Source organism: Myxococcus xanthus, assembly GCF_013116825.1.
GTDB lineage: Bacteria > Myxococcota > Myxococcia > Myxococcales > Myxococcaceae > Myxococcus > Myxococcus xanthus_B.
Genome location: NZ_JABFNS010000077.1, coordinates 1 through 19,714 on the forward strand (window position 1 = coordinate 1; position 19,714 = coordinate 19,714).

Below are 19,714 nucleotides of genomic sequence, written 5' to 3' on the forward strand. Positions count from 1 at the left end.
GCTGTGTATAAGAGACGGGTCATGGTGGGCGTTCCGTTCTCGCTGGAGGGGGGGCCATTCTCGCTCGCCGGTGGCGAGGACGTCGCGGCGGGCGGCTTGCTACATCCGGAGACGAAGCCTAGGACAAGGGCGGCGAGCACCAGCGAGCGGCTGTTCATGACGGGCTCCAGGGGAGGAAAGAGGCGCCAGTGTGCTCCGGCTCGCTGCCAGGGGCCAGTCTGTCTCGCGAATTGGTGACTGGCGGTCAGTTGCAGGTGGACATTGATGCTCCCGCGTCGCTCAGGGTTCGTTGACGGAGGGGAGTGCAGGGGCTACATCCGGCCTCGTAGATCGGCCTTCGCGGCCGAGACCCGTAAGGACGCCCTCCGATGGAATTCCGCATCGCCGCCGACGAGCTGAAGAAGGCCCTCTACCGCGCCCAGGGCATCGTGGAGCGCAAGACGACGATGCCCATCCTGGCGAACGTGCTCGTCACCGCGAACAAGGGCGGCATCACCGTCACCGCGTTCGACCTGGACATCGGCGTCGTGTCCGAGCACCCGGCCGAGGTCATCAAGACGGGCGCCGTCACGCTGAGCGCCAAGTACGTCTTCGACATCGTCCAGAACCTCCCGGACGCGCAGGTCACGCTGAAGAAGCTGGCCAACAACTACGTGGACATCTCCAGCGGCTCGGCCCACTTCAAAATCGTGGGCATGGCGGCCGAGGAGTACCCCAAGCTGCCGAAGGAAGAGAACGCGCCCCTGGTGCAGGTGGGGGGCAACACGCTGCTGGAGATGATCAAGAAGACGCAGTTCGCCATCTCCAGCGACGAGACGCGCTACATCCTCAACGGCGTCTTCTTCGAGCCCCAGTCCACGGGCAAGGTCCGCATGGTGGCCACCGACGGCCACCGGCTGGCGCTGGTGGAGCGCGAGCTGCCGGGCGACTTCAAGCTCAAGAGCGGCGTCATCATCCCCCGCAAGGGCCTGATGGAGCTCAAGCGCCTGCTGGACGAGGCGCCGGACGCGGAGTGCTACCTGGGCTTCGCGGAGAACTCGGCGCTGTTCAAGAAGCCGGGCCTCACCATGGTGATGCGCCTCATCGACGGCCAGTTCCCGGAGTACCAGCGCGTCATCCCCAAGGAAGGGGAGAAGGTCGTCCTGGTGCCCAAGGTGCGCCTCCTGGAGAGCCTCAAGCGCATCGCCCTGCTGTCGGCGGACAAGAGCAACGCGGTCCGCATCGGCCTGGAGGAGAACCAGCTCATCATCACCGCGAGCAACCCGGACCTGGGCGAGGCCAAGGACGTGCTGGAGCTGGCCTACCGCGGCAACGGCATCACCATCGGCTTCAACGCGCGCTACCTGATGGATGTGCTCGCCGTGACGGAGACGGACGAGGTCTCCTTCGAGCTGGGTGACGAGCACAGCCCGGGCGTGCTCCACGCCCCCGGCGACCGGAGCTTCACCGCCGTCGTCATGCCCATGCGCGTGTGAGCCGGGTGGGCCCCCTCGAGCGGGCCCGCACCGTTCACTCGCGACGCGTCGGCCCCCTGGGGGGGCCTGACACCCGGCCAGTGCCTTCCTATGGTGAGGGCATGGCCACGCACCCGGACAACCTGCGCGCCCGGCTGGAGGACCGCGCGGACCTCCTGGAGGCCACGCGGCTTCGCTATCGCGCCCTACGCGGCATGCTGGCGTCCTTCTTCTGGAAGCAGCGGGTGCGCTCGGAGTTCGAGCTGCTGCTGGAGGTGGCGCGCGCGCAGGCGGAGGTGGACGCCACCCTGGCCGCGCTGAAGCGCCGCGCCGCCGCGGAAGGGTGGCCGGCGAACGCCGCGCCCATGAAGCTGATGCGCGAGGTGGAGCGCCTGCGGGAGGACGTGCGGCGCGTGGCCTTCAAGCGGCTGCCCGCGGAGGGCCGGCCCGCGACGCTGGGCGAGGCGCTGCTGAAGTTGGAAGAGACGGTGCTGGAGGCGGGGCCGCTCCTGGGGCGGCACATCTGGGCACGGGCGGTGGAGTTGTTGCCGCGCAACCTGCCGGAGCTGCGCGCCGCGTGCGCCGCCGCGGAGGTGTTCGAGCGCGTCTTCAAGCGGCCCGCGCCGGAAGGGGTGCTGCCCTTCACGGTGGAGGAGGCGGAGGCGCTTCAGCGGGCCTTGCCGCTGGCGGAGACGGCGCTGGCGGCGCTGTGGCAGCGGCTGGAGCACTTCGATACGCGGGGGCAGGTGAAGGGCTTCCTGCAGGCCCGCGTCTCGCGCGCGCCGCAGCGGGTGCCTCGCAGCGGACCGGAGCTGCTTCTGCACGCGGCCTTCTGGCGGGGCGTGGCTTGGGCGCGGCTGCGCGCCTCGTTGGAGGAACGGCTGGCCCCGGTGGTGCCCGCGGACGCCGAGGTGCCGGCGCTGTTGGTGTGGCTGGCGGCGCGCGAGGGGCGCTTCGAGCGGGGCGCGGAGCCTCGGATGGGCGGGCCGGGGCTGGTCGCGTCCGAGGCGTCTGGCTCGCAGCCGCGGACGGGCGGGGCCGTAGGGTTGCGCGGCGTGGGCGGGGAGGTGCGGCTTCCGGCCTGCGAGGTTTTTGGCGAAGGGCGCGCCGGGCTCTTCGAGCTGGCCGCGCAGCTGGCCGCGCTGTCTCGCGAGCGTCCCGTGGGCACGTGGGATGAGGAGACCGCGTGGGCGCGGCTGTGGAACGCGGCGCAGCGGGCTCGGGGCGAGCAGGGCGAGGACGTGGAGCGGCTGCGGGACGCGCTGCGGCTGTTCATCCTCCTTCGCGGCCAGGGACAGACACCCGCGCGCCTGTTCTCTCCCGAGCGGGCGCGGGTTCCCACGGTGGAAATCGGGGCCGACGCGGGGGCGGCCGTGAAGGACCTTCCCGCGCTGGTGCATGCGGCCCGCGCGGCGGCGTGGCGCGGGCGCTAGGCCGCGGCGCGGGGGCCCGCGGCTGGCCGTGTCGGGCTTGCTTTCGCGGGTGCCTGTGGCCGCGCGGCGGCGTGGCGGAGACGCTCGCCACCGCGTGCGGGGCCGAGACATTCACGCGGGCGACAGCGTGGCCTGATGCCCGCTGACGGGGAGCAGCCGCGAGGCCAGTCCCGCGAGGAGCGCGTCCTCTGTCAGGGCCACGGCCACGTCCGGAACGCCCAGCTTCTTCGTGGCGGTGCGCCGCAGTGAATAGAAGGCCCAGCTCGATGCCAGCGCCGCCAGGGCGCCCAGGGCCGCCGCCGCGAGCCGCCCGCCGCGTTGGCGCTCCGTCGTCACCGAGGCCGCGGCCAGGGCGCCCGACAACATCCGGCCCGTCAACGGCACGGCGGCGACACGCGGGGGCGCCATCGGCAGCTTGTCCACGACGAGCTCACCCACGGCGAGCAGGCCCAGCACGCGTGGCGTCCACGGATGCGCCAGGGCTCGGGCGAGCCGGTCCTCGCTGTCGGGCGGTGTCTTCGTCAGCCAGCGGCTCGCCAGCGCCGGCGCGCTCATGCTCCGCATTCCCGCCAGCACGCCCAATCCCAGGGCCCTCAACCCGTGTCCTCGATTCATGGCTTCTATCTCCTCCTCCAACTGCGTTTCTCGCCGCCCTGGCGCCCGCTGCGCGAAGAACTGCACCGGGGCCGTTCCCAGCGCATGGCCGGAGTGCGCCAGCCGGCCGTGGCTCGCGAGCTGACCGACGAGCTCCGGGTGCTTCAACGCCAGCTCGCGCACCCGCACGTGCGTCAGCCGGTGCCACGCGCGCTGATAGCGTGGAGCCACCATCGCGAAGCCCAGCCGGCTCCACCAATTGGGGAACTGGCCGGGACGCCAGGCCGCCTCGATGTGGAAGCGCACCTCGCCGCTCTCGTGCTCCTTCTTGAGCAGGAACCACTCGCGCCCGGCCTCGATGTGTCCATGGAGCGTCTCGAAGCTGAAGCCGAAGACGCTGCACGCCGCGTCGTGCTCCTCGCGCGTGCCCCCCACCCGCACGCCGCACAGGTAGCGCAGCTGCTGCCCCAGCGCGCGCAGCTCCAGCAGCACCGTGCGGCCCTGCAGCGGCTCCTCGGCGGAGAAGTGCCAGGCGACGATGCGCGGGTCGGAGAAGTCGAAGGTCTCCAGCACCTGCCGGGCGCGCTCGAAGAGTCCTCCCGGGACAGGGCTCCCTGGCGACTCGCGGCCGAGCACGCTCTCCGAGCGGACCTGGCTCCACCCGCCCTGCAGCGTCATCTCCCCGGAGACCTCCGGGAAGTTGCGCGCCAGCGTGCGAGCCCGCGCCAGCCGGGGCACCATTTCCTCTTCCGTCCAGCCGGAGAACCAGCGCCACTCAATCATTGTCTTCCGTCTCCCCGCGCCAGGAAGGTGGGCCCGTGGGCGGCGTCGCCGCCGGGCGGTTCGTCCTCCAGCTCGGTGGTGTCCGCGTGGATGACGCCATGCACCCCGTCACCGGCCGTCAGCGCGGCGCGCAGGACGAACTCGGTCCAGGTGTTGGTCTGCATGGCGTCTCCGGCGGTGACGAAGCCGAGGTAGTGGAACGTCGAGCCGGAGCGCGCCCGGCTGCGGATGTGGAAGATGACATCGTCGCGCGCGTTCCGGTAAGCGCCGAAGGTGATGCGGCCCGCCTCCGGGTGCCCGTGGAGCGTGCCGAGCGTGAAGCTCTGGGCGTCCTGGTGGATGACGCGCACGGCGAAGGTGCCCGCGCCCTGAATCTTCACCGTCAGCGCGTCGCCCAGCGTCAGCGGCTGGCCCTCGCGTTCCGGGTGTCCGCGCTCGAAGACGCAGAGTTCGGACGGGGCGAACTCGGCGAAGCGCACGGCCACCCAGCGCATGAGCTCCTTGGGGGAGACCCGGCAGTCGCGGATGACCGCCCAGTAGTCGCGCTGGAGCAGGGGGCCTGCCCCTTCTTCAGGGAGCTGCAGTTCGCCTGACGGGTTGACGTCTGTGTGCATGGAGTCGCTCGCCATCTCGCCCTTTGCCTCCATCGGTCACACCATGATGGGGACCTCTCCGCTGGGCTGCATGGCGCGGCCCGGCGGAAGAGCGCTGCATGCGGCGGGCCTGCCTGCCCGCCCTGGGAGGGAGCATGGAGACGGACGTCAACCCGGCGAGCCGGGCTTCAGAGCATGAGTACCTGGACGTGCCCCCGGTGGTGCGAGCGGAGCACGCCGAAGCGTCACTGACGCGCTTGATTGAACAGCAGACGGCGAAGGTGCCCTCGCACGTGTTCCTGGTGGCGAGCCTCGCTGCGATGGGCGTTTCCTTCGTCTTGGAGGTGACGGGCCGCTCGCGCCCCAGCCGCTTCATTGGCCAGTGGGTGTCACCTCTGCTGGTGATGGGCGTCTACAACAAGCTGGTGAAGATTTTCGGACCGCGGTGAGGAACCTAGCCGTCGACCTGAACCACGCCCAGCGGCAATCCCTGCCCGTTCACCAGGGCCTCGAAGCGGTGCGGCCCGGCGTAGTGCTTGCGTGTGGAGAGCTGCGCGAAGGAGACGCGCTTGCTCACCGTCTCCGCTTGTCCCGGGCCAAGCAGCAGCTCGCGCACCTTGAACACCTTGGGCCGTGCCTCGCCGTTCGCCTTCTGGAAATGCACCGCGAGGTCCACCACCAGCGTCTGTTGCTGCTTCGAGCGGTTGGTCACCTCGAAGTGGACCTCCACCGTGTCGCCCAGCGCCGCGCGGCGGGGCAGCTTCGTCACGCGGGCCTCGATGCCTGACGGCGGCCGCGCGCCCACCACCGCCAGCGCCGCGGGCTCTCCGCGCTTGATGGACGAGCGCAGCGCATGGCGCACCAGCCACTCCCGCTCCGGCGTGGCGTTCTTCATCCACGCCGTCGCCACCTGCACCAGCAGGGCGGGGTGGTCCTTGCCGATGTCGTTCAGGTTGTTGGCCACCGAGCGGCGCACGTACAGCGCCGGGTCGTCCTTCAGCCGCTCCAGCAGCGCGAGCACCGGCGTGGGGTCCTTCTGGAACTCGCGCAGCCGAGAGGCCCACGGCAGGCGCGTGCGCGTGCCCTCTGACACGAGCCGCCGGACATGTTCGCTCGGGTCCTCTGTCCACTCGCGCAGGCGGGCCAGCGTCTTCGCGGTGTGCCGCTCCAGGTAGGGCCGGATGGAGTACTCCGCGGTGAAGCGCTGGGTGAGCGCGTGCTGGGCGCGCATGGACGGCTCGAAGTGCTCCAGGCCGTGCTCCGCCACGAAAATCGTGTGCGGCAGATAGAAGAAGGTCGCCATGGCCCCTCCCTCCGTGGCCTCCGTCCGGGGGCCGAGCGAGCGCAGCAGCACCTCCACCGCCTCCGGGTAGTCTTGGGGCAGCGCACGGTGCATCGCGCCCGCGATATGACGCGCCCGGTCCATCAACTCATGGCCATCCAGGCCCTTCGCGGCCTCTCGGATGAACGCAGCGCGAGGGAAGGTAGGCGCCGCGGCGTGGAGTGACGCGCCAAGGCGTTCGACGAGCCGCGCATCGAAGAAGGTCTTGAGGTGGTCAGCCATGGGGCGCGCATCCTGGCATGGGCTCGCCGCTGCACCAGCACCATGTGCGTGCCAGGGGACCGTGGTGGGCAGGCGGCTGGACAACGGTGGACTGGGCAGCCCGGGGTGGCTCTGCTAGGCCCTGGCCCCGTGGCGACGCGAACGGGCCAGCACTGGAGTCAGGACACGCGCAGCAGGTCCGTGGTGACGGAGCCCCGCTCCTTGCGCGAACAGCTCGCCGAGGTGCCGGATTCGCTCGCGCTGCTCGAAGGGCTGTTCACCCATTCGCCGGTGCCCTACGCCGTCTTCTCCTCGGACGGACACTGTCTGCTCACCAACCCCGCCTTCCTGGCGATGTTCGGCGCGGCGCCCCCACCCGAGTACAGCCTCTTCAAGGACGAGCTGCTCGCGCAGCTGGGCTACGCGAAGTTGCTCCAGCGGGTCGTGTCGGGCGAGCGCGTCCAGACGCCGGTCTTCTGGTACGACGTGAAGGAGTTGGCGCACGTCCGCGCGCCCGCCGAGGCGCGGCGCATCGCCATCTCCTGCACCGGCTTCCCCCTGGTCTCCTCCAGCGGCGGCGTCACGCACCTCGCCGTGGCGTACAAGGACATGACGGCGGAGCTGGCGGCCCGTGAGGCGGCGCTGGTGGAGCGGCGCAACCTGCTCCAGGTCTTCACGCAGGCGCCGGTGGCCCTCAGCGTGCTGCGCGGCTACGAGCTGCGCTACGAGTTCGCCAACCCGCTGCTCCAGAAGCTCATGGGCGGACGCGAGCTGAACGGGCGCACCCAGGAGGAGGCCATTCCGGATTTGTCCCCGGAGCTGCTGAGCCTCCACCGGGGCGTGCTGGAGACGGGTGAGCGCGCCACCGCGCGGGAGTACCCCGTCACCATCGACTACGAGGGCGCCGGCCGCGTCGAGACCCGGTTCTGGAACATCATCTTCGAGCCCCTGCGCGATGAGCGCGGCCTCGTGGACGGCCTGGTGACGTTGGCCTTCGACGTCACCGAACAGGTGTTCGCGCGCCAGGCCGTGGAGAGCCAGCAGAAGTGGCTGGAGGCCGTGCTCGACCTGATGCCCATGCCGGTGGTGATGGCGGACCCGGCCAGTGGCGACCTCAACTTCTCCAACGCCGCGGCGGACCGGCTCTACGGCCTGCACATCCCCAAGGACGTGCCCGCCACCGCGTATGGCGACCACTTCCACGTCACGGACCTGGAGGGCCGCCGGCTGAGCGTGGATGAAATCCCCTCCAACCGCGCGGCCCGGGGCGAGCGGCTGGAGGGGCTGGAGGTCCACTGGCACACGCCCGCGGGCCAGTACGCCCTCAGCATCTCGTCGGAGACGCTGCCCGCCATGCATGGCCACCCATCCGTGGTGGTGATTCCCTTCCTGGACATCACCCGCCTGAAGACGGTGGAGCAGCACCTCCAGGAGGCCGTGCGTGCCCGTGACGAGTTCCTGTCCGTGGCCAGCCACGAGCTCAAGACGCCGCTGACGTCACTGGGGCTGCGGCTCCAGTCCTTCGTGCGCGCCATCCACGCGGACCCGGAGTCCGCCTTGGCCCAGCGTCACGGGCGCGAGGTGGAGGCCATGCGCCGGCAGGTGACGCGTCTGGCCGAGCTCGTGGACGGGTTGCTCGACGTGTCGCGCATCAGCACCGGCCGGTTGAAGCTCCGGTTCGAGCCGGTGGACCTGCCCTCGCTCGTGCGCGAGGTGGCCACGCGTTTCGAGCTGGAGGCCGCGCGCGCTGGCTGCGAGCTGCGCGTCACGCGGGCGGAAGGGCTCGAAGGGGTGTGGGACCGGCTGCGGCTGGAGCAGGTGGTCTCCAACCTGCTGTCCAACGCGCTCAAGTACGGCGCGGGCGCACCGGTGCACATCGACGTGGCGCCAGGGGGCATGGGCGCCCGGCTGTGGGTGAAGGACCGGGGCATTGGCATCGACTCGGAGGCCCACGCGCGCATCTTCCAGAAGTTCGAGCGCGCCGTGTCCGAGCGGAACTACGGCGGCATGGGCCTGGGGCTCTACGTGACGCGCACGCTGGTGGAGGCCCTGGGCGGCACCATCCAGGTGGACAGCCAGCCCGGCGAGGGCGCCACCTTCGTGGTGGAGCTGCCGCTCCAGCCCGCGAGATAGGTCCCCCGCCGGGGAGCGGAGAGGTTATACGGAGGGGGCCGTGCGCCTCCTCGCGCTTCACGTCCACGACTTCCGGAACCTCCCCCAGGTCCAGCTCACGCCCAGCGCCCACGCCACCATCGCGGTGGGGCAGAACGGGCAGGGCAAGACGAACCTGCTGGAGGCCCTCTACTTCCTGGCCACGCTCAAGCCGCTGCGCGCGGGGCGCCTGTCGGAGCTGGTGCGCTGGGGCTCGCAGGGCGCGCGGGTGACGGGGCGCTTCCTGCTCAAGGGCGCCGAGCGTGAAATCGCCGTGGAGGTGGGCGGCGGCACGCGGCAGGCCTTCGTGGATGGGAAGAAGGCCTCCAGCCTGGAGGACTACTTCGGCGGCGTGTCCGTGGTGGCCTTCACGCCGGATGACCTGGAGGTGGTGAAGGGCGGTCCGGACTCACGGCGCGGCTTCCTGGACCGGGCGGTGTTCAACCGCTTCCCCGCCTTCCTGCGCGAGAGCCGCGAGTACGCGCGGGCCTTGAAGAACCGCAACCGCCTGCTGCGCGAAGGGCACACCGTGGACGCGGTGTATCTGGAGGCCTACGACGAGACGCTGGCGAAGGCTGGCGCGCGCATCTATTCGCGGCGGCGCGCGCTGATGGCGGAGCTGGCGCCCAGGGCGCAGGCGACCTTCGCCTCCATTGGCCGCACGGTGGACCCGGCCGTGTACAACTACCGCCCCGCGCACCTGGAGGGCGACTTCGCCGCCGCGGACGAAGCGGCGCTGGCGGCCATGCTGCGGGAGAGCCTCTCCGCGCGCCTGCGGCGGGACATGGAGCGGGGCTTCACCTCGGTGGGGCCGCACTCGGACGACGTCTCGGTGACGCTGGGAGGCCGCAGCGCGCGGGCCTACGCGAGCCAGGGACAGCAGCGGGCGCTGGTGCTCGGCTGGAAGATCGCCGAAATCGAGAACCTGGAGGCCGCGATGGGCTTCCTGCCGCTGCTGCTGCTGGACGACGTGTCGAGCGAGCTGGACCCCGAGCGCAACGCCTACCTCATGGGCTACCTGGCCCAGAGCGGCGCGCAGGTGGTGCTCACCACCACGGATGGCTCGCTGGTGCGGGGCGCGGCGGCGGACGACACGCTCTGGCTCGACGTGCACGGCGGGCAGGTGGCGGTGCGCGCGGACGCCGAGCCGCCTCCCGCCAGCTGAGGTCACGGCGTCACGCGCCGACGGTGCCAGGGCCAGTGGACGTGGAAGCGCCGCTCCCCGTGGTGCGGCACGTCGCCCGGCGCCACGTGCTTGAAGAAGGGGAAGCGGTACTCCGCCCAGAGCACGCCGTACGCTACGGCGAAGAGAAAGGTGGCCAGCGGCAGCCACCACGACGTGCCCACGGCGAGCGCGATGACAGTGAGCAGCAGCAGCGCGACGCCGATGCCCAGCGACACGTCGCGCAGCCGCTTGGACTCGCTGAAGGCCAGCCCCATGGACACCACGGACAGGAGCAGCACGGAGACAGCCAGCCAGTAGCTGTGCCGTGTGTACAGGTTGGCGATTCCCAGCAGGAAGAGGCCGAGGCCGAATATCGCGAGTCCGCCGTCCATGAGGGTCCTCCTTGTCCGCGTGTCGAGCGTGGGGCACTGCTGTCCGAGCCGGACGGCTTACGTGCGTCAGGTCAAAGCTGGGGTCGCGCGGCGTGGCCGGGGACTGCCCGCGGATGGACGCTCGCGCAGACTGGTTGGTGCCATGGCGGACGGCCGGCGCACCTCGGGTGGCGGGAATGTGACGTGCCAGGATGGATTCAGAGGTGTGACAGTGGACGTTTGGCCCCCACCGCACGACATGGAATTCCTTGCAGGTGCGCGGCTTGTGACGCATGACTTGGTCGCAGGGCCGGAAGAGAGCCACGAAGAACGGTGCCATGCCGCGGATGACGTTGCTGTGCCTGCTGGTGGTCATGCCCCTGGCGGGCTGTCACAGGACGACGTTCGAGGATTCCGTCCTCACCAAGCCCGCCGTGCGCTACCGCATTGGCAAGCTCCCCGCGTATTGGGAGCAGGTGCGGCTGGAGGACAACGACCTCGCCTTCGCCGAGGAGGGCACCGGTCGCGCGCTCTCCGTCAACGCCACGTGCCAGGGGCATGATGACCCGTCGCTCCAGGTGCTCACCCGGCACCTGCTGGCGGGCTTCACGGACCGGCAGGAAATCGCTGAACAGCGCATCCCCATGGATGGGCGCGAGGCCCTGCGCAGCCGCCACCTGGCGAAGATGGACGGCGTGCCCGTGCAACTGGAGTTGGTGGTGCTGAAGAAGGACAACTGCGTGTTCGACTTCACCTACGTGGCGCCGCCAGGGCTCGCGGACGGGCGCATGGCGGACTTCGACGCGCTGCTGGCCGGCTTCGAATCGGAGCGCAAGGGATGACGACCCGGCAGCCGGAGGTGGACGCGGCGGCGTCCGGGCCCCCGAGCCTCATGGACCGCGCGAAGGAGCGCCTGGAGTCACTGGGCGCCCTGTCGCGGATGACGGGGCAGGTGTTCAGCCGCGCGGTGCGTCCGCCCTATGACTGGCGCGGGCTCGTGTTCCACACGGAGTCGCTGGGCGTGCGCTCGCTGCCCATCGCCCTGCTCACCGCGATGTTCGCGGGGCTCGTCATCTCGTTGCAGTTCGGCTACTTCCTGTCGCGCTTCGGCGTGCAGTACACCGTGGGCCGCGTGGTCATCCTCACGCTGTTCCGCGAGCTGGCGCCGGTGCTCACCGCGCTCACCGTGGGCGCGCGCATCGGCAGCGGCATCGCCGCGGAGCTGGGCGCCATGACGGTGACGGAGCAGGTGGACGCCATCCGCGCGTTGGGCGCCGACCCGCTGCGCAAGCTGGTGGTACCCCGCGTGCTGGCGTGCCTGATTGTGCTGCCGGTGCTCACCGTGTTCGCGGACGTCGTGGGCCTGGTGGCGGGCGCGCTGGTGGTGAACTTCCAGTACGCGATTACGCTCAACCTCTTCTTCCAGGGCGCGCTGGACGCGGTGCTGATGCCGGACTTCGCCTCGGGCGTGTTCAAGGGCGCGGTGTTCGGACTCATCATCGGCCTGGTGGGCTGCTTCCGCGGGCTCACCGTGGAGGGCGGCACGGAGGGCGTGGGCCGCGCCACCACCCAGACGGTGGCGACCACGTCCGTCTCCGTGTGCCTGGCGGACTTCTTCATCACCCAGCTCACGCTGAGCCTGTGACGTGCCATGCGCTCCTCGTCCCAGACCCCTTCCGAGTTCGCGTTCCAGCCGCCCCGGCCGGGTGAGCAGCTCATCTACTTCGAGCACCTGACGAAGGCGTTCGGCGCCAAGCGCGTCTATGACGACATGGACCTGGACGTGCGCGCCGGTGAGACGCTGGTGGTGATGGGCGGCTCGGGCACGGGCAAGAGCGTGCTGCTCAAGTGCCTCATCGGACTGCTGTCGCCAGACACCGGGCGCATCCTCTTCCAGGGGCACGACCTGACGCGCTTCACGGAGGAGCAGTTCATTCCGGTGCGCCGGCACGTGGCCATGGTGTTCCAGGGCGCGGCGCTCTTCGACTCGCTGAACGTCGGGGAGAACGTGGCGTACCCGTTGCGCGAGCACTTCCCGGACATGCCGGCGGACGAGGTCCGTGCCCGCGTGGCGGAGAAGCTGGCGCTGGTGGACCTGCCCAACACGGAGCGGCTGATGCCGGCCGACTTGTCGGGCGGCATGCGCAAGCGGGTGGGGTTGGCGCGGGCCATCGCCACGGAGCCGGAGGTCATCCTCTGGGATGAGCCCACCACGGGCCTGGACCCTGTCACCACACAGTCCATCAACGTGTTGATCAACTCGATGAAGACCCGGCTCGGTTGCACTTCCATCGTCGTGACCCACGACATGGTGAGCGCGTTCACCGTGGGAGACCGCATCGCCATGCTGGCCAATCGGAGAATCGTGCAGGTGGGGAGTCCGCGGGAGATGCTCCACTCCACCGTCCCGGAGGTGCGTGCCTTCCTCGACGCGCGCCGCGTGGAGCTGTTCCCCGGAGGCGCGCCGTGAGCCTGTTCTCTCCCGCTGGAACCGAGCGCCGCCTGGCGCTGCGCACGGGGCTGTTCGTCGCCGTCGGGCTGGCGGTCGCCAGCGTGGTGGTGATGGTCATCGGCCAGCAGTCGCGCCTGTTCGAGCGCAAGACGATGTATCGCGCCTACTTCGCCAACGTGCAGGGCCTCAGTGACGAGTCGCCCGTCTGGCTCGGCGGTCTCAACGTGGGGCGGGTGACGGGCATCGTCTTCTCGCCCGACCCGAATGACCCGCGGCTGGAGGTCCAGTTCCAGGTGTCGTCGCGCTACACGGACCGCGTCCGTCAGGACTCGGTGGCGCAGTTGTCCAGCATGGGCGTGCTGGGCGACAAGGCGGTGGACATCTCCCTGGGCAGCCCCACGTCACCGCCGGTGGAGGCGGGTGGGGTGCTCAAGTCGTCCACGAGCGGTGACTTGTCCGCGCTGCTCAACGGGGCGTCGCAGGTGATGGAGAACTCGGTGGCCATCAGCAAGTCGCTGCGGGCGGCGGTGGACACGTACGCCAACCCGGAGATGGCCAACGACGTGACGCGCGGCGTGGCGGCGCTGCGAGCGCTGCTGGAAGAGGTGGAGAAGGGCGAGGGCGTGCTGCACGCGCTCGTCTACGACAAGCAGGCCGGGCGCGAGGTGCGGGGGCTGCTGGCCAACGCGTCCAGCGCGGCGGCGCGGGTGGATGGCGCGTTGGGCGAACTGGAGGGGATTCTGCGCGAGGTGCGCACGGGAGATGGCACGGCCCACGCGCTCGTCTACGGCCAGGACGGCGCCAAGGCGCTGACGGAGCTGGGGGCGGCGGCAGGGCAGCTGGCGGGGCTCATCGAGGATGCGAAGAAGAGTCCCAACGGGGCGGTGCACCAGTTGGTGTACGGCGACGCGAGCGGCATGTTCGCGGACCTGGGCAGCGCGGCGGCGGACCTGAAGAAGATTACGGCGACCGTGGCGAAGGGAGACGGCACCGTGGGCGGGCTCATCAGCGACCCGACGGTGTACGAGGACCTGCGCGAGGTGATTGGCAACGTGAAGCGCAACCGCATCCTCCGCGCGCTGGTGCGCTTCTCCCTGAGCAACCGGCAGGACTTGGAGCAGGTGGGCAAGGTGAAGGGCGTGGAGCCACGCTCCGAAGCGCCAGTCGCGGCTCCGGCGGGGACGCCCCCCTCTGCGCCTGGGGAGCCTGCGGCCCAGCCCTAGCCTGGGCGGACGGAAAGCTCGCGGGACGCGATGTCGCTGAGTCGAAGCTGCTTCACGGCTTCGACGAACCGCTCGGTCGCGACGATGACCGTCTTGAAGTCGCGAAGGCGGACGAGGTCGATGTCCTCGGGCAAGGTGCCTGCGGCGAGCACGGCGGACTCGGATGGGTAGCCGTTCCGGTGGCTGCCACACCAGGGACAGGGGGACTGCTAGTCCGGAGTGTGGCTGGTTGGATGCAACGCTCCGTGCACGAGGACCTCCAGGCCGCATTCTGCGGCTCCTGCGCAGACCCACGTGACACACCGGTCCACGCGAGTACATGATTCGCCTTCTCCGTGTGGCACTTGTCCCCATGCATGTTGGGATTTTTGCGCGGTGTGCCCACATCCCGTGAAGACCAGCGCGAGGAACCACGCGACGAGTGCCCGGTTGCTGTCCATTCATGCCCCCCGGCGCTGGTGCCATGCCACCCGTGGCAGCCTATCCAAACGTGACGCAGAGCGCCCCGGTGCCACCATGCTTTGGTATTGAGCCTGCTTCTGGCTTTCCTGCTTCCGAGCCACTAAGACGGCGGCCCTCCAACGCGCCGCTGCCGGAGCGCGCGAGGAGGCCCCGCCGCGATGAGCTCATCCGCTGTTTCCTCCCCTGTGGCTTCCGCGCCCGCGCGCCCCACCTCTCGCAGCTGGGCGGGGCGGGTGCTGCTCTTCGTGGGCTTCTTCGCGGCGCTGGCGGCGTTCCCCGTCTACACGCCCTTCGACTCCAAGCTGACGCTCCCCACCACGCTGTCTCTGTTGCGTGAAGGGAACCTCGACCTGGACGAATACGCCCCCACCTTCAAGTCGTACCGTCACGGCCTCTACGAGCGTGACGGCCACCTCTACAACTACTTCCCCCTGGGGCCTTCCCTGGTTGCCGTGCCCATGGTGGTGCTGGTGGATGGCTTCGTGCGCCTCGCCACGCCCGTGGGCACGCTGCACCCGGCCCTGGCGAAGCCCCTGGCGCATTGGCGCCACATCTACGACGCCACCGGCGGCGTGGACCTGGATGCGTGGAACGGCCCGCAGCGCCTCTTCGCCTCCGCGCTGACCGCGCTCGCTGGCGTCGTCATGTTCATGCTGGGCACCGCGCTGCACCTGTCCCGCCAGCGCGCGCTGCTGCTCGCCGCCGTCTTCGTCTTCTGCACGCCGCTGCTCTCCACCGCCAGCCGCGCCCTGTGGCAGCACGGCCCTTCGCTGCTGTGCCTCACCCTGGTGCTCCTCAGCCTCGTCCGCGCGCGCGAGGCTCCGCGTCACGTGGCCTGGGCGGGCATTCCCCTGGCGCTCGCCTACGTCATGCGGCCCACCAACAGCCTCTCCGTGCTGGTGCTGTCGCTCTACGTGTTGTGGACCTACCCACGTCAGGCCTGGAAGTTCTTCGCGGGCGCGCTCGCGGTGGCCATCCCGTGGGTGGCGGTGAACCTCATCCACTACGGCTCCGTGCTGGCGCCTTATTACGAACCGCAGCGCCTGGAGCTGTCCGCCTCTCGCGTGGCCGAGGCCCTGGCCGGCAACCTCGTGTCCCCCGCGCGCGGGCTGCTCGTGTTCACCCCCGTGCTCCTCATGAGTGCCTGGGGCCTGTGGATGGACCTGCGCGCCCGGACCTTCACCCGGCTGCATGCCGTGCTGGTCGCGGTGGTCGCGCTGCACTGGGCCGCCATCTCCACCTTTCCGCACTGGTGGGCGGGGCACTCGTATGGCCCGCGCTTCTTCTCGGACATGGTGCCCTACCTCGTCTTCTTCCTCGTCCCCGTGGTGCGCGCGCTCCAGTGGAAAGGCCCCGAGGCCCGGCGCGGCTTGACGGCCACCTTCGCGGTGCTGGCCGTGCTGAGCCTGGTCCTCCATGTCCACGGCGCCAGCTCGCGCGCGGTGTACCGGTGGAACAGCTTGCCGCTCGACGTGGATGAGCACCCGGAGCGGCTCTGGGATTGGTCCGACCCGCAGTTCCTCGGCCGGCGCTGAGCCATCCGCCGCGTGCGGGCCGCGCCAGCGCGCGCGTCAGGTGCCCCGCCACGTCCGTGCCGCCGCGCGCGTCGGAGCCCCCAGGTGGAGCGCCGCGTCACCCGGGCTGTGCGGGCCACTTCGTCCACCGCGCCACGATAGGCCCGCCCGTGCCCCCGTATCGGCATCGGCGCCTGTTCGTTTCCGGTGACTTCCACCTCGCGCCTGGGCTCCAATCCGTTTCATGAAAGCTCTTGCCCTGCGTGAGGACCGCTTCCTCGACGTGCTCCGGCGGCTCATCGCCCTGACTCCGAAGCTGCAGAACAACCCTGGCGCGGGGCTGGTGCCCGAGGAGCGGCTCGCCGCGCAGGTGGTGCTGGACACCCTGGCGCCGCACATCGAGAGCGGCTTCATCCAGGCGGAGTCCGTGGCGGGGCCGGGCCAGGCGTCGCGCCCCTGTCTGGTGCTCACCGTCCCGGGTGAGGGAGAGGGCGCCATCGGCTTCGTCGGCGCGCACTTCGACGTGGTCCCCGCGGACCAGAAGGCGGAGGGCTGGGAGCGCAGCCCCTTCGAGCTGTGGGAGGGCCCCGGCGGCGTGCTCTACGGGCGCGGCGTCACCGACTGTCTGGGGCACGTCGCCGTGCTCACCGACCTGCTGGCCCAACTGGCCGAGCGCAAGGTGCGCCCCAGCCGCACGCTGAAGGTGGTGCTCATCTCCAACGAGGAGTCCTCGGAGCTGCCGGGCCTGGGTCTCAACTACGTGGCCGAGCAGGGCATGCTCAAGCCGCTCGACGGTCAGCCCGTGTACTGGCTGGACAGCGCCAACTTCGGCCCCACGTTGGGCACGGCGGGCGTGTCGCTGTGGGAGCTGAAGGTGACGGGCGTGGGCGGCCACTCCGGCATGCCGCAGAACTGCGTCAATGCGCTGGAGCTGGGCATGGCCGCGTCGCTGGAGCTGGCGCGCTTCTTCCACGAGCGCTTCCCGCCCACGGAGGACGAGAAGCGCTGGGGCTTCCTGTCGTCCTCCAGTCTCAAGGCCACCGTGGTGGAGGCGCCCAACACCAAGGAGACGAAGGTGCCCGCCGACGTCGTCCTGCGCGGCGACATCCGCCTCACGCCCTTCTACGACCTGGCGGAGGTGCAGAAGGCCGTGACGGACTACATGGCGGAGCTCGACGCCCGGCTGGAGCGCGACGACGCCCCCGCGCACTTCCCACGCACCCGCACGGCGGGCGGCAAGCGCGGTGAGCTGGCGTTCCGCTTCCAGGGGGAGGGGACCGAGGGCATCGCGTGCCGGCTGGACTCGGAGGGCCTGCGCGCCCTGAAGGAGGCCATGCAGGTGGTGCGCGGTGTGTCGCCCACGCCCTTCTCGCTCACCGGCTCGCTGCCGCTCGTGAGGGACCTGCAACGACAGGGCTGTGACGTGCAGATTACGGGCTTCGGGGACATGCAGTACTACCACGCCCCCAATGAGCAGGCCCGGTTGGAGGACTTCCGGCAGGGCTTCGCGATTCTCCGCGAGCTGCTCGTCCGCCTCTGAGGCGGGGCGCGTCTGGTGGCGTGCTGTTCGGAAATGTCGGGGGTTTTTGCGCGGCGAATGTCCCGACATTTCCGAACAGCGAGCACCGGACACTCCACCAGAGCACATGTGCGTGGACAGCGCGGCCGGGGACCGCCACAGTCGGTCCGGGCCGCGGGCACCTCCGCTCGCGGCGGCTGCGCGAGAGGAGTGGTGACGCCGTGAGAGACTTGCTGATGATTCCAGGGCCGGTGGAGTTCGAGCCCGAGGTGCTCCAGGCGCTGGGCGCGCCCACCCTCAGCCACACGGACCCCGCTTTCATCGCCGTCTTCGGCCGGGCCCTGAAGCGGCTTCGGGAGGTGTGCCTGGCGCCCTCCGCGCAGCCCTTCGTGGTGTCCGGCTCCGGCACGCTGGCCATGGAGCTGGCGGTGGCCAACCTGGTGGAGCCCGGGGACGCGGCCCTGGTGGTGAACACCGGCTATTTCAGCGACCGGATGGCGAAGATTCTCGAGCGCCACGGCGCCCTGGTGACGCACGTGCGCGCCCCGCCGGGGGACGTGCCCTCCCTGGACGCGGTGGAGACGCACCTGTCGAAGGGGGGCTTCAAGGTGCTGTCCGTCACCCATGTGGACACGTCCACGGGCGTGCTCGCACCCGCGGAGGCGCTGGTGCGGGCCGCGCGCAAGCACGGCGTGCTGTCGGTGGTGGATGGTGTGTGCGCCACCGCGGCGGAGACCTTCCGCCAGGATGCGTGGGAGGCGGACGTGTACCTCACGGCCAGCCAGAAGGCAGTGGGGGTTCCTCCCGGCCTGGCGCTGCTCACCGTGGGCCCGCGCGCCATGGAGGCCTGGCGCAAGCGCAAGACGCCGGTGGCCAGCGTCTACGCGGACTTCGCGGAGTGGCTGCCCATCATGGAGGCGTACGAAGCGGGAAAGCCGGCCTACTTCGCCACCCCGCCAGTGAACCTGGTGGCCGCGCTGGACGTGAGCCTGGGGCAGATTCTGGCCGAGGGCATGGACGCCCGCTTCGCCCGGCACCAGCGGATGGCGCGGGCCTTCCGCGCGGCGTGGAAGGCCATGGGCCTGCGCCTGTTGCCCGCTTCCGACGCCGTGGCCGCCAACACGCTGAGCGCCGTGTACTACCCGGATGGCATGGACGCGGCGCTGGTGGGCGGTGTGAAGGGGCAGGGCGTCGTCGTCGCCGGCGGCCTCCACCCGGACCTCAAGACGCGCTACTTCCGCGTGGGCCACATGAACCGTGTGGGGCCCGCGGACGTCCTATCCACGGTGGGGGCCCTGGAGCGCGCGCTCATCGCCGCCGGCCACCGCTCGGAGCCCGGCGCCGCCGTGGCCGCCGCCCAGGCGTCCCTCATCGCGGGCTGAGCCCGGCCTGGGGCATCCGCCCCTGTTCGTTGGCTGGCGGATGCTCCTCTCGGCCCGCGGGGCGAACCGGGTTTGGTTCGACAGTACCGGAAAAATATGCGACTGTTGGCTTCCCGGAAGTGGGGGGAATCTTGTGAGCCCGGAATCATCCGCGAAGTGAGGTGGCGGTGTGTTCCCCGGGCGCCTTGGAAGGGCCCCTCGGGGAGATGACCATGTACGCGGGTTACGAATCGAGCGCGGGTGGTGGCGCGGCCTGGGAGCTGGAGTTGCGGCGTCTGGCGGCCTCCGACGACGACATGGCGCGTGGGATGTTCTTCCAGGGCACGCTGGACGTCGTGGGTTTCCTGGGAGGTGAAGGCGCCGTGGCCCGCTGCAAGGGGGTGGCCGGCATCTGGGAAATCAACCTCCTCCACATGTACCCCATCACCCGGTTCCTCCGGATGTCATCCACGGCGGCGCGGCTGTTGGCCCCGCAGTTGGACGGCTTCGAGGGCGTGCTGCGGCGCATGGGAACCCAGGCCACGGTGGACTTCGTGGCGTCCGTCTTCGGGCGGGAGTTGATGCGAGCGGCCAGCGGCAAGCCGCGGCTGCTGTTGCAGTCGCTGGGAGAGGCCTACCTCGCCGCGGTGACCTACGGTGAGCGCTACCCGTTGTGGACGGGGGAGACGAGCGCCCGCTTCATCATGCGGCGTGACTTCATGCCCGCCGCCTACCACGAGGGCGTGCTGCACGGCGTGCTGGAGGCGGTGGGCGCGCGTGAGGTCCGGGTCCAGGGTCGCCAGGTGGGGCTGCTCGACAGCGAGTACGAGCTGTCCTGGAAGTAGGCGTGGCGGCGAGCCCGGGCGTGCTGGTGGAGGGCGACCCGCCCCGGCCGGCCGGCCCTGACGGGCTGCGCCGCATCCGCGCGGACGCGCACACCCGGATGCTGCCGGTGGCCAGCCTCTCCGCGTCAGCGGAGGTGGCTGTCCCGGCGCGTGGGTCACATGGGCCGTGTTCAGGTGGCTGACAGAGGGAACGGAATTTCAGAGGACCCGGTGAAGCGCGCCTTCGAACGCTTCGGACGGGCGGTAAGCTC

18 protein-coding genes and 2 pseudogenes are annotated in these 19,714 nt (G+C 70.5%); 14 read left to right on the top strand and 6 right to left on the bottom strand.

Annotation, left to right across the window (positions count from 1 at the left end; genetic code table 11):
- The first annotated feature begins 368 nt into the window (after window positions 1–368).
- Both dnaN and HNV26_RS22035 read left to right on the top strand, forming a co-directional pair.
- Window positions 369–1,475 (top strand): DNA polymerase III subunit beta, encoded by a 1,107-nt coding sequence (dnaN, locus tag HNV26_RS22030; protein WP_171440462.1) that lies wholly within the window; start codon window positions 369–371, stop codon window positions 1,473–1,475.
- A 101-nt stretch (window positions 1,476–1,576) separates the two neighbouring features.
- Window positions 1,577–2,887 (top strand): hypothetical protein, encoded by a 1,311-nt coding sequence (locus HNV26_RS22035; RefSeq protein ID WP_171440463.1) that lies wholly within the window; start codon window positions 1,577–1,579, stop codon window positions 2,885–2,887.
- Window positions 2,888–2,998: 111 nt separating this feature from the next.
- On the opposite strand, the gene HNV26_RS22040 is transcribed toward HNV26_RS22035, so the two are convergent.
- Both HNV26_RS22040 and HNV26_RS22045 read right to left on the bottom strand, forming a co-directional pair.
- On the bottom strand, window positions 2,999–4,264 hold the full coding sequence (locus tag HNV26_RS22040; protein WP_171440464.1) for a DUF1990 family protein: 1,266 nt from the start codon (window positions 4,262–4,264) through the stop codon (window positions 2,999–3,001).
- Complete coding sequence (locus tag HNV26_RS22045; RefSeq protein ID WP_171440465.1) at window positions 4,261–4,893, bottom strand: DUF1990 family protein; 633 nt, start codon at window positions 4,891–4,893, stop codon at window positions 4,261–4,263. The genes HNV26_RS22040 and HNV26_RS22045 overlap by 4 nt, the downstream gene beginning before the upstream one ends.
- Window positions 4,894–5,012: 119 nt before the next feature.
- Between HNV26_RS22045 and HNV26_RS22050 the strand changes: the two genes are divergently transcribed.
- On the top strand, window positions 5,013–5,306 hold the full coding sequence (locus HNV26_RS22050) for a hypothetical protein (protein WP_253816893.1): 294 nt from the start codon (window positions 5,013–5,015) through the stop codon (window positions 5,304–5,306).
- 5 nt (window positions 5,307–5,311) lie between these two features.
- Here the strand turns inward: HNV26_RS22050 and HNV26_RS22055 are convergent, their stop codons facing one another.
- Window positions 5,312–6,421, bottom strand: coding sequence for a DNA alkylation repair protein (locus HNV26_RS22055; RefSeq protein ID WP_171440467.1), 1,110 nt, complete (start codon window positions 6,419–6,421; stop codon window positions 5,312–5,314).
- Window positions 6,422–6,463: 42 nt separating this feature from the next.
- Between HNV26_RS22055 and HNV26_RS22060 the strand changes: the two genes are divergently transcribed.
- Both HNV26_RS22060 and recF read left to right on the top strand, forming a co-directional pair.
- Entirely contained in the window at window positions 6,464–8,533 is a 2,070-nt protein-coding gene (locus HNV26_RS22060; protein ID WP_171440496.1) for a PAS domain-containing sensor histidine kinase, read from the top strand.
- A 40-nt stretch (window positions 8,534–8,573) separates the two neighbouring features.
- Window positions 8,574–9,716, top strand: a complete 1,143-nt coding sequence (gene recF, locus HNV26_RS22065; RefSeq protein ID WP_140859988.1) for a DNA replication/repair protein RecF — start codon at window positions 8,574–8,576, stop codon at window positions 9,714–9,716.
- A gap of 2 nt (window positions 9,717–9,718) precedes the next feature.
- Here recF and HNV26_RS22070 read toward each other — a convergent pair whose 3' ends face one another.
- Window positions 9,719–10,108, bottom strand: coding sequence for a hypothetical protein (locus HNV26_RS22070; protein WP_171440468.1), 390 nt, complete (start codon window positions 10,106–10,108; stop codon window positions 9,719–9,721).
- 317 nt (window positions 10,109–10,425) lie between these two features.
- On the opposite strand from HNV26_RS22070, the gene HNV26_RS22075 reads away from it, so the two are divergent.
- The 4 genes from HNV26_RS22075 to HNV26_RS22090 are packed head-to-tail and all read left to right on the top strand — an operon-like array spanning window position 10,426 to window position 13,762.
- Complete coding sequence (locus HNV26_RS22075) at window positions 10,426–10,929, top strand: hypothetical protein (protein WP_171440469.1); 504 nt, start codon at window positions 10,426–10,428, stop codon at window positions 10,927–10,929.
- Window positions 10,926–11,732 carry an MlaE family ABC transporter permease gene (locus tag HNV26_RS22080; RefSeq protein WP_171440470.1) on the top strand — a complete coding sequence of 269 codons (807 nt, stop codon included), beginning with the start codon at window positions 10,926–10,928 and terminating at the stop codon, window positions 11,730–11,732. The genes HNV26_RS22075 and HNV26_RS22080 overlap by 4 nt, the downstream gene beginning before the upstream one ends.
- Window positions 11,733–11,738: 6 nt before the next feature.
- On the top strand, window positions 11,739–12,557 hold the full coding sequence (locus HNV26_RS22085) for an ABC transporter ATP-binding protein (RefSeq protein WP_171440471.1): 819 nt from the start codon (window positions 11,739–11,741) through the stop codon (window positions 12,555–12,557).
- The gene (locus HNV26_RS22090) at window positions 12,554–13,762 is read left to right on the top strand and encodes an MlaD family protein (RefSeq protein ID WP_171440472.1); all 1,209 of its coding nucleotides are present in this window, start codon (window positions 12,554–12,556) and stop codon (window positions 13,760–13,762) included. Before HNV26_RS22085 ends, HNV26_RS22090 begins: the two co-directional genes overlap by 4 nt.
- On the opposite strand, the pseudogene HNV26_RS38545 reads toward HNV26_RS22090, so the two are convergent.
- A pseudogene (locus HNV26_RS38545) lies at window positions 13,759–13,956 on the bottom strand (double-CXXCG motif protein); the annotation flags it as partial. The gene HNV26_RS22090 and the pseudogene HNV26_RS38545 overlap by 4 nt on opposite strands.
- Before the next feature lie 60 nt (window positions 13,957–14,016).
- Window positions 14,017–14,202: pseudogene (locus HNV26_RS39495) on the bottom strand (TIGR02269 family lipoprotein); the annotation flags it as partial.
- Between the two features lie 180 nt (window positions 14,203–14,382).
- On the opposite strand from HNV26_RS39495, the gene HNV26_RS22100 reads away from it, so the two are divergent.
- The 5 genes from HNV26_RS22100 (at window position 14,383) to HNV26_RS38550 (ending at window position 19,645) form a co-directional block, all read left to right on the top strand.
- Window positions 14,383–15,759, top strand: a complete 1,377-nt coding sequence (locus HNV26_RS22100) for a hypothetical protein (RefSeq protein WP_171440473.1) — start codon at window positions 14,383–14,385, stop codon at window positions 15,757–15,759.
- Window positions 15,760–15,982: 223 nt separating this feature from the next.
- Complete coding sequence (locus tag HNV26_RS22105) at window positions 15,983–17,278, top strand: M20/M25/M40 family metallo-hydrolase (RefSeq protein ID WP_171440474.1); 1,296 nt, start codon at window positions 15,983–15,985, stop codon at window positions 17,276–17,278.
- Between the two features lie 200 nt (window positions 17,279–17,478).
- Entirely contained in the window at window positions 17,479–18,639 is a 1,161-nt protein-coding gene (locus HNV26_RS22110; protein ID WP_171440475.1) for a pyridoxal-phosphate-dependent aminotransferase family protein, read from the top strand.
- A 212-nt stretch (window positions 18,640–18,851) separates the two neighbouring features.
- Complete coding sequence (locus HNV26_RS22115; protein WP_171440476.1) at window positions 18,852–19,463, top strand: DUF2378 family protein; 612 nt, start codon at window positions 18,852–18,854, stop codon at window positions 19,461–19,463.
- 2 nt (window positions 19,464–19,465) lie between these two features.
- Window positions 19,466–19,645 (top strand): hypothetical protein, encoded by a 180-nt coding sequence (locus tag HNV26_RS38550; protein ID WP_253816895.1) that lies wholly within the window; start codon window positions 19,466–19,468, stop codon window positions 19,643–19,645.
- Window positions 19,646–19,714 lie beyond the last annotated feature (69 nt).

Excerpts from the sequence above, each read along its gene's own strand:
- dnaN (WP_171440462.1), top strand. The coding sequence starts at position 369 with ATGGAATTCCGCATCGCCGCCGACGAGCTGAAGAAGGCCCTCTACCGC.
- HNV26_RS22035 (WP_171440463.1), top strand. The coding sequence starts at position 1,577 with ATGGCCACGCACCCGGACAACCTGCGCGCCCGGCTGGAGGACCGCGCG.
- HNV26_RS22040 (WP_171440464.1), bottom strand. The coding sequence starts at position 4,264 with ATGATTGAGTGGCGCTGGTTCTCCGGCTGGACGGAAGAGGAAATGGTG.
- HNV26_RS22045 (WP_171440465.1), bottom strand. The coding sequence starts at position 4,893 with ATGGCGAGCGACTCCATGCACACAGACGTCAACCCGTCAGGCGAACTG.
- HNV26_RS22050 (WP_253816893.1), top strand. The coding sequence starts at position 5,013 with ATGGAGACGGACGTCAACCCGGCGAGCCGGGCTTCAGAGCATGAGTAC.
- HNV26_RS22055 (WP_171440467.1), bottom strand. The coding sequence starts at position 6,421 with ATGGCTGACCACCTCAAGACCTTCTTCGATGCGCGGCTCGTCGAACGC.
- HNV26_RS22060 (WP_171440496.1), top strand. The coding sequence starts at position 6,464 with ATGTGCGTGCCAGGGGACCGTGGTGGGCAGGCGGCTGGACAACGGTGG.
- HNV26_RS22070 (WP_171440468.1), bottom strand. The coding sequence starts at position 10,108 with ATGGACGGCGGACTCGCGATATTCGGCCTCGGCCTCTTCCTGCTGGGA.
- HNV26_RS22075 (WP_171440469.1), top strand. The coding sequence starts at position 10,426 with ATGCCGCGGATGACGTTGCTGTGCCTGCTGGTGGTCATGCCCCTGGCG.
- HNV26_RS22080 (WP_171440470.1), top strand. The coding sequence starts at position 10,926 with ATGACGACCCGGCAGCCGGAGGTGGACGCGGCGGCGTCCGGGCCCCCG.
- HNV26_RS22085 (WP_171440471.1), top strand. The coding sequence starts at position 11,739 with ATGCGCTCCTCGTCCCAGACCCCTTCCGAGTTCGCGTTCCAGCCGCCC.
- HNV26_RS22100 (WP_171440473.1), top strand. The coding sequence starts at position 14,383 with ATGAGCTCATCCGCTGTTTCCTCCCCTGTGGCTTCCGCGCCCGCGCGC.
- HNV26_RS22105 (WP_171440474.1), top strand. The coding sequence starts at position 15,983 with ATGAAAGCTCTTGCCCTGCGTGAGGACCGCTTCCTCGACGTGCTCCGG.
- HNV26_RS22115 (WP_171440476.1), top strand. The coding sequence starts at position 18,852 with ATGTACGCGGGTTACGAATCGAGCGCGGGTGGTGGCGCGGCCTGGGAG.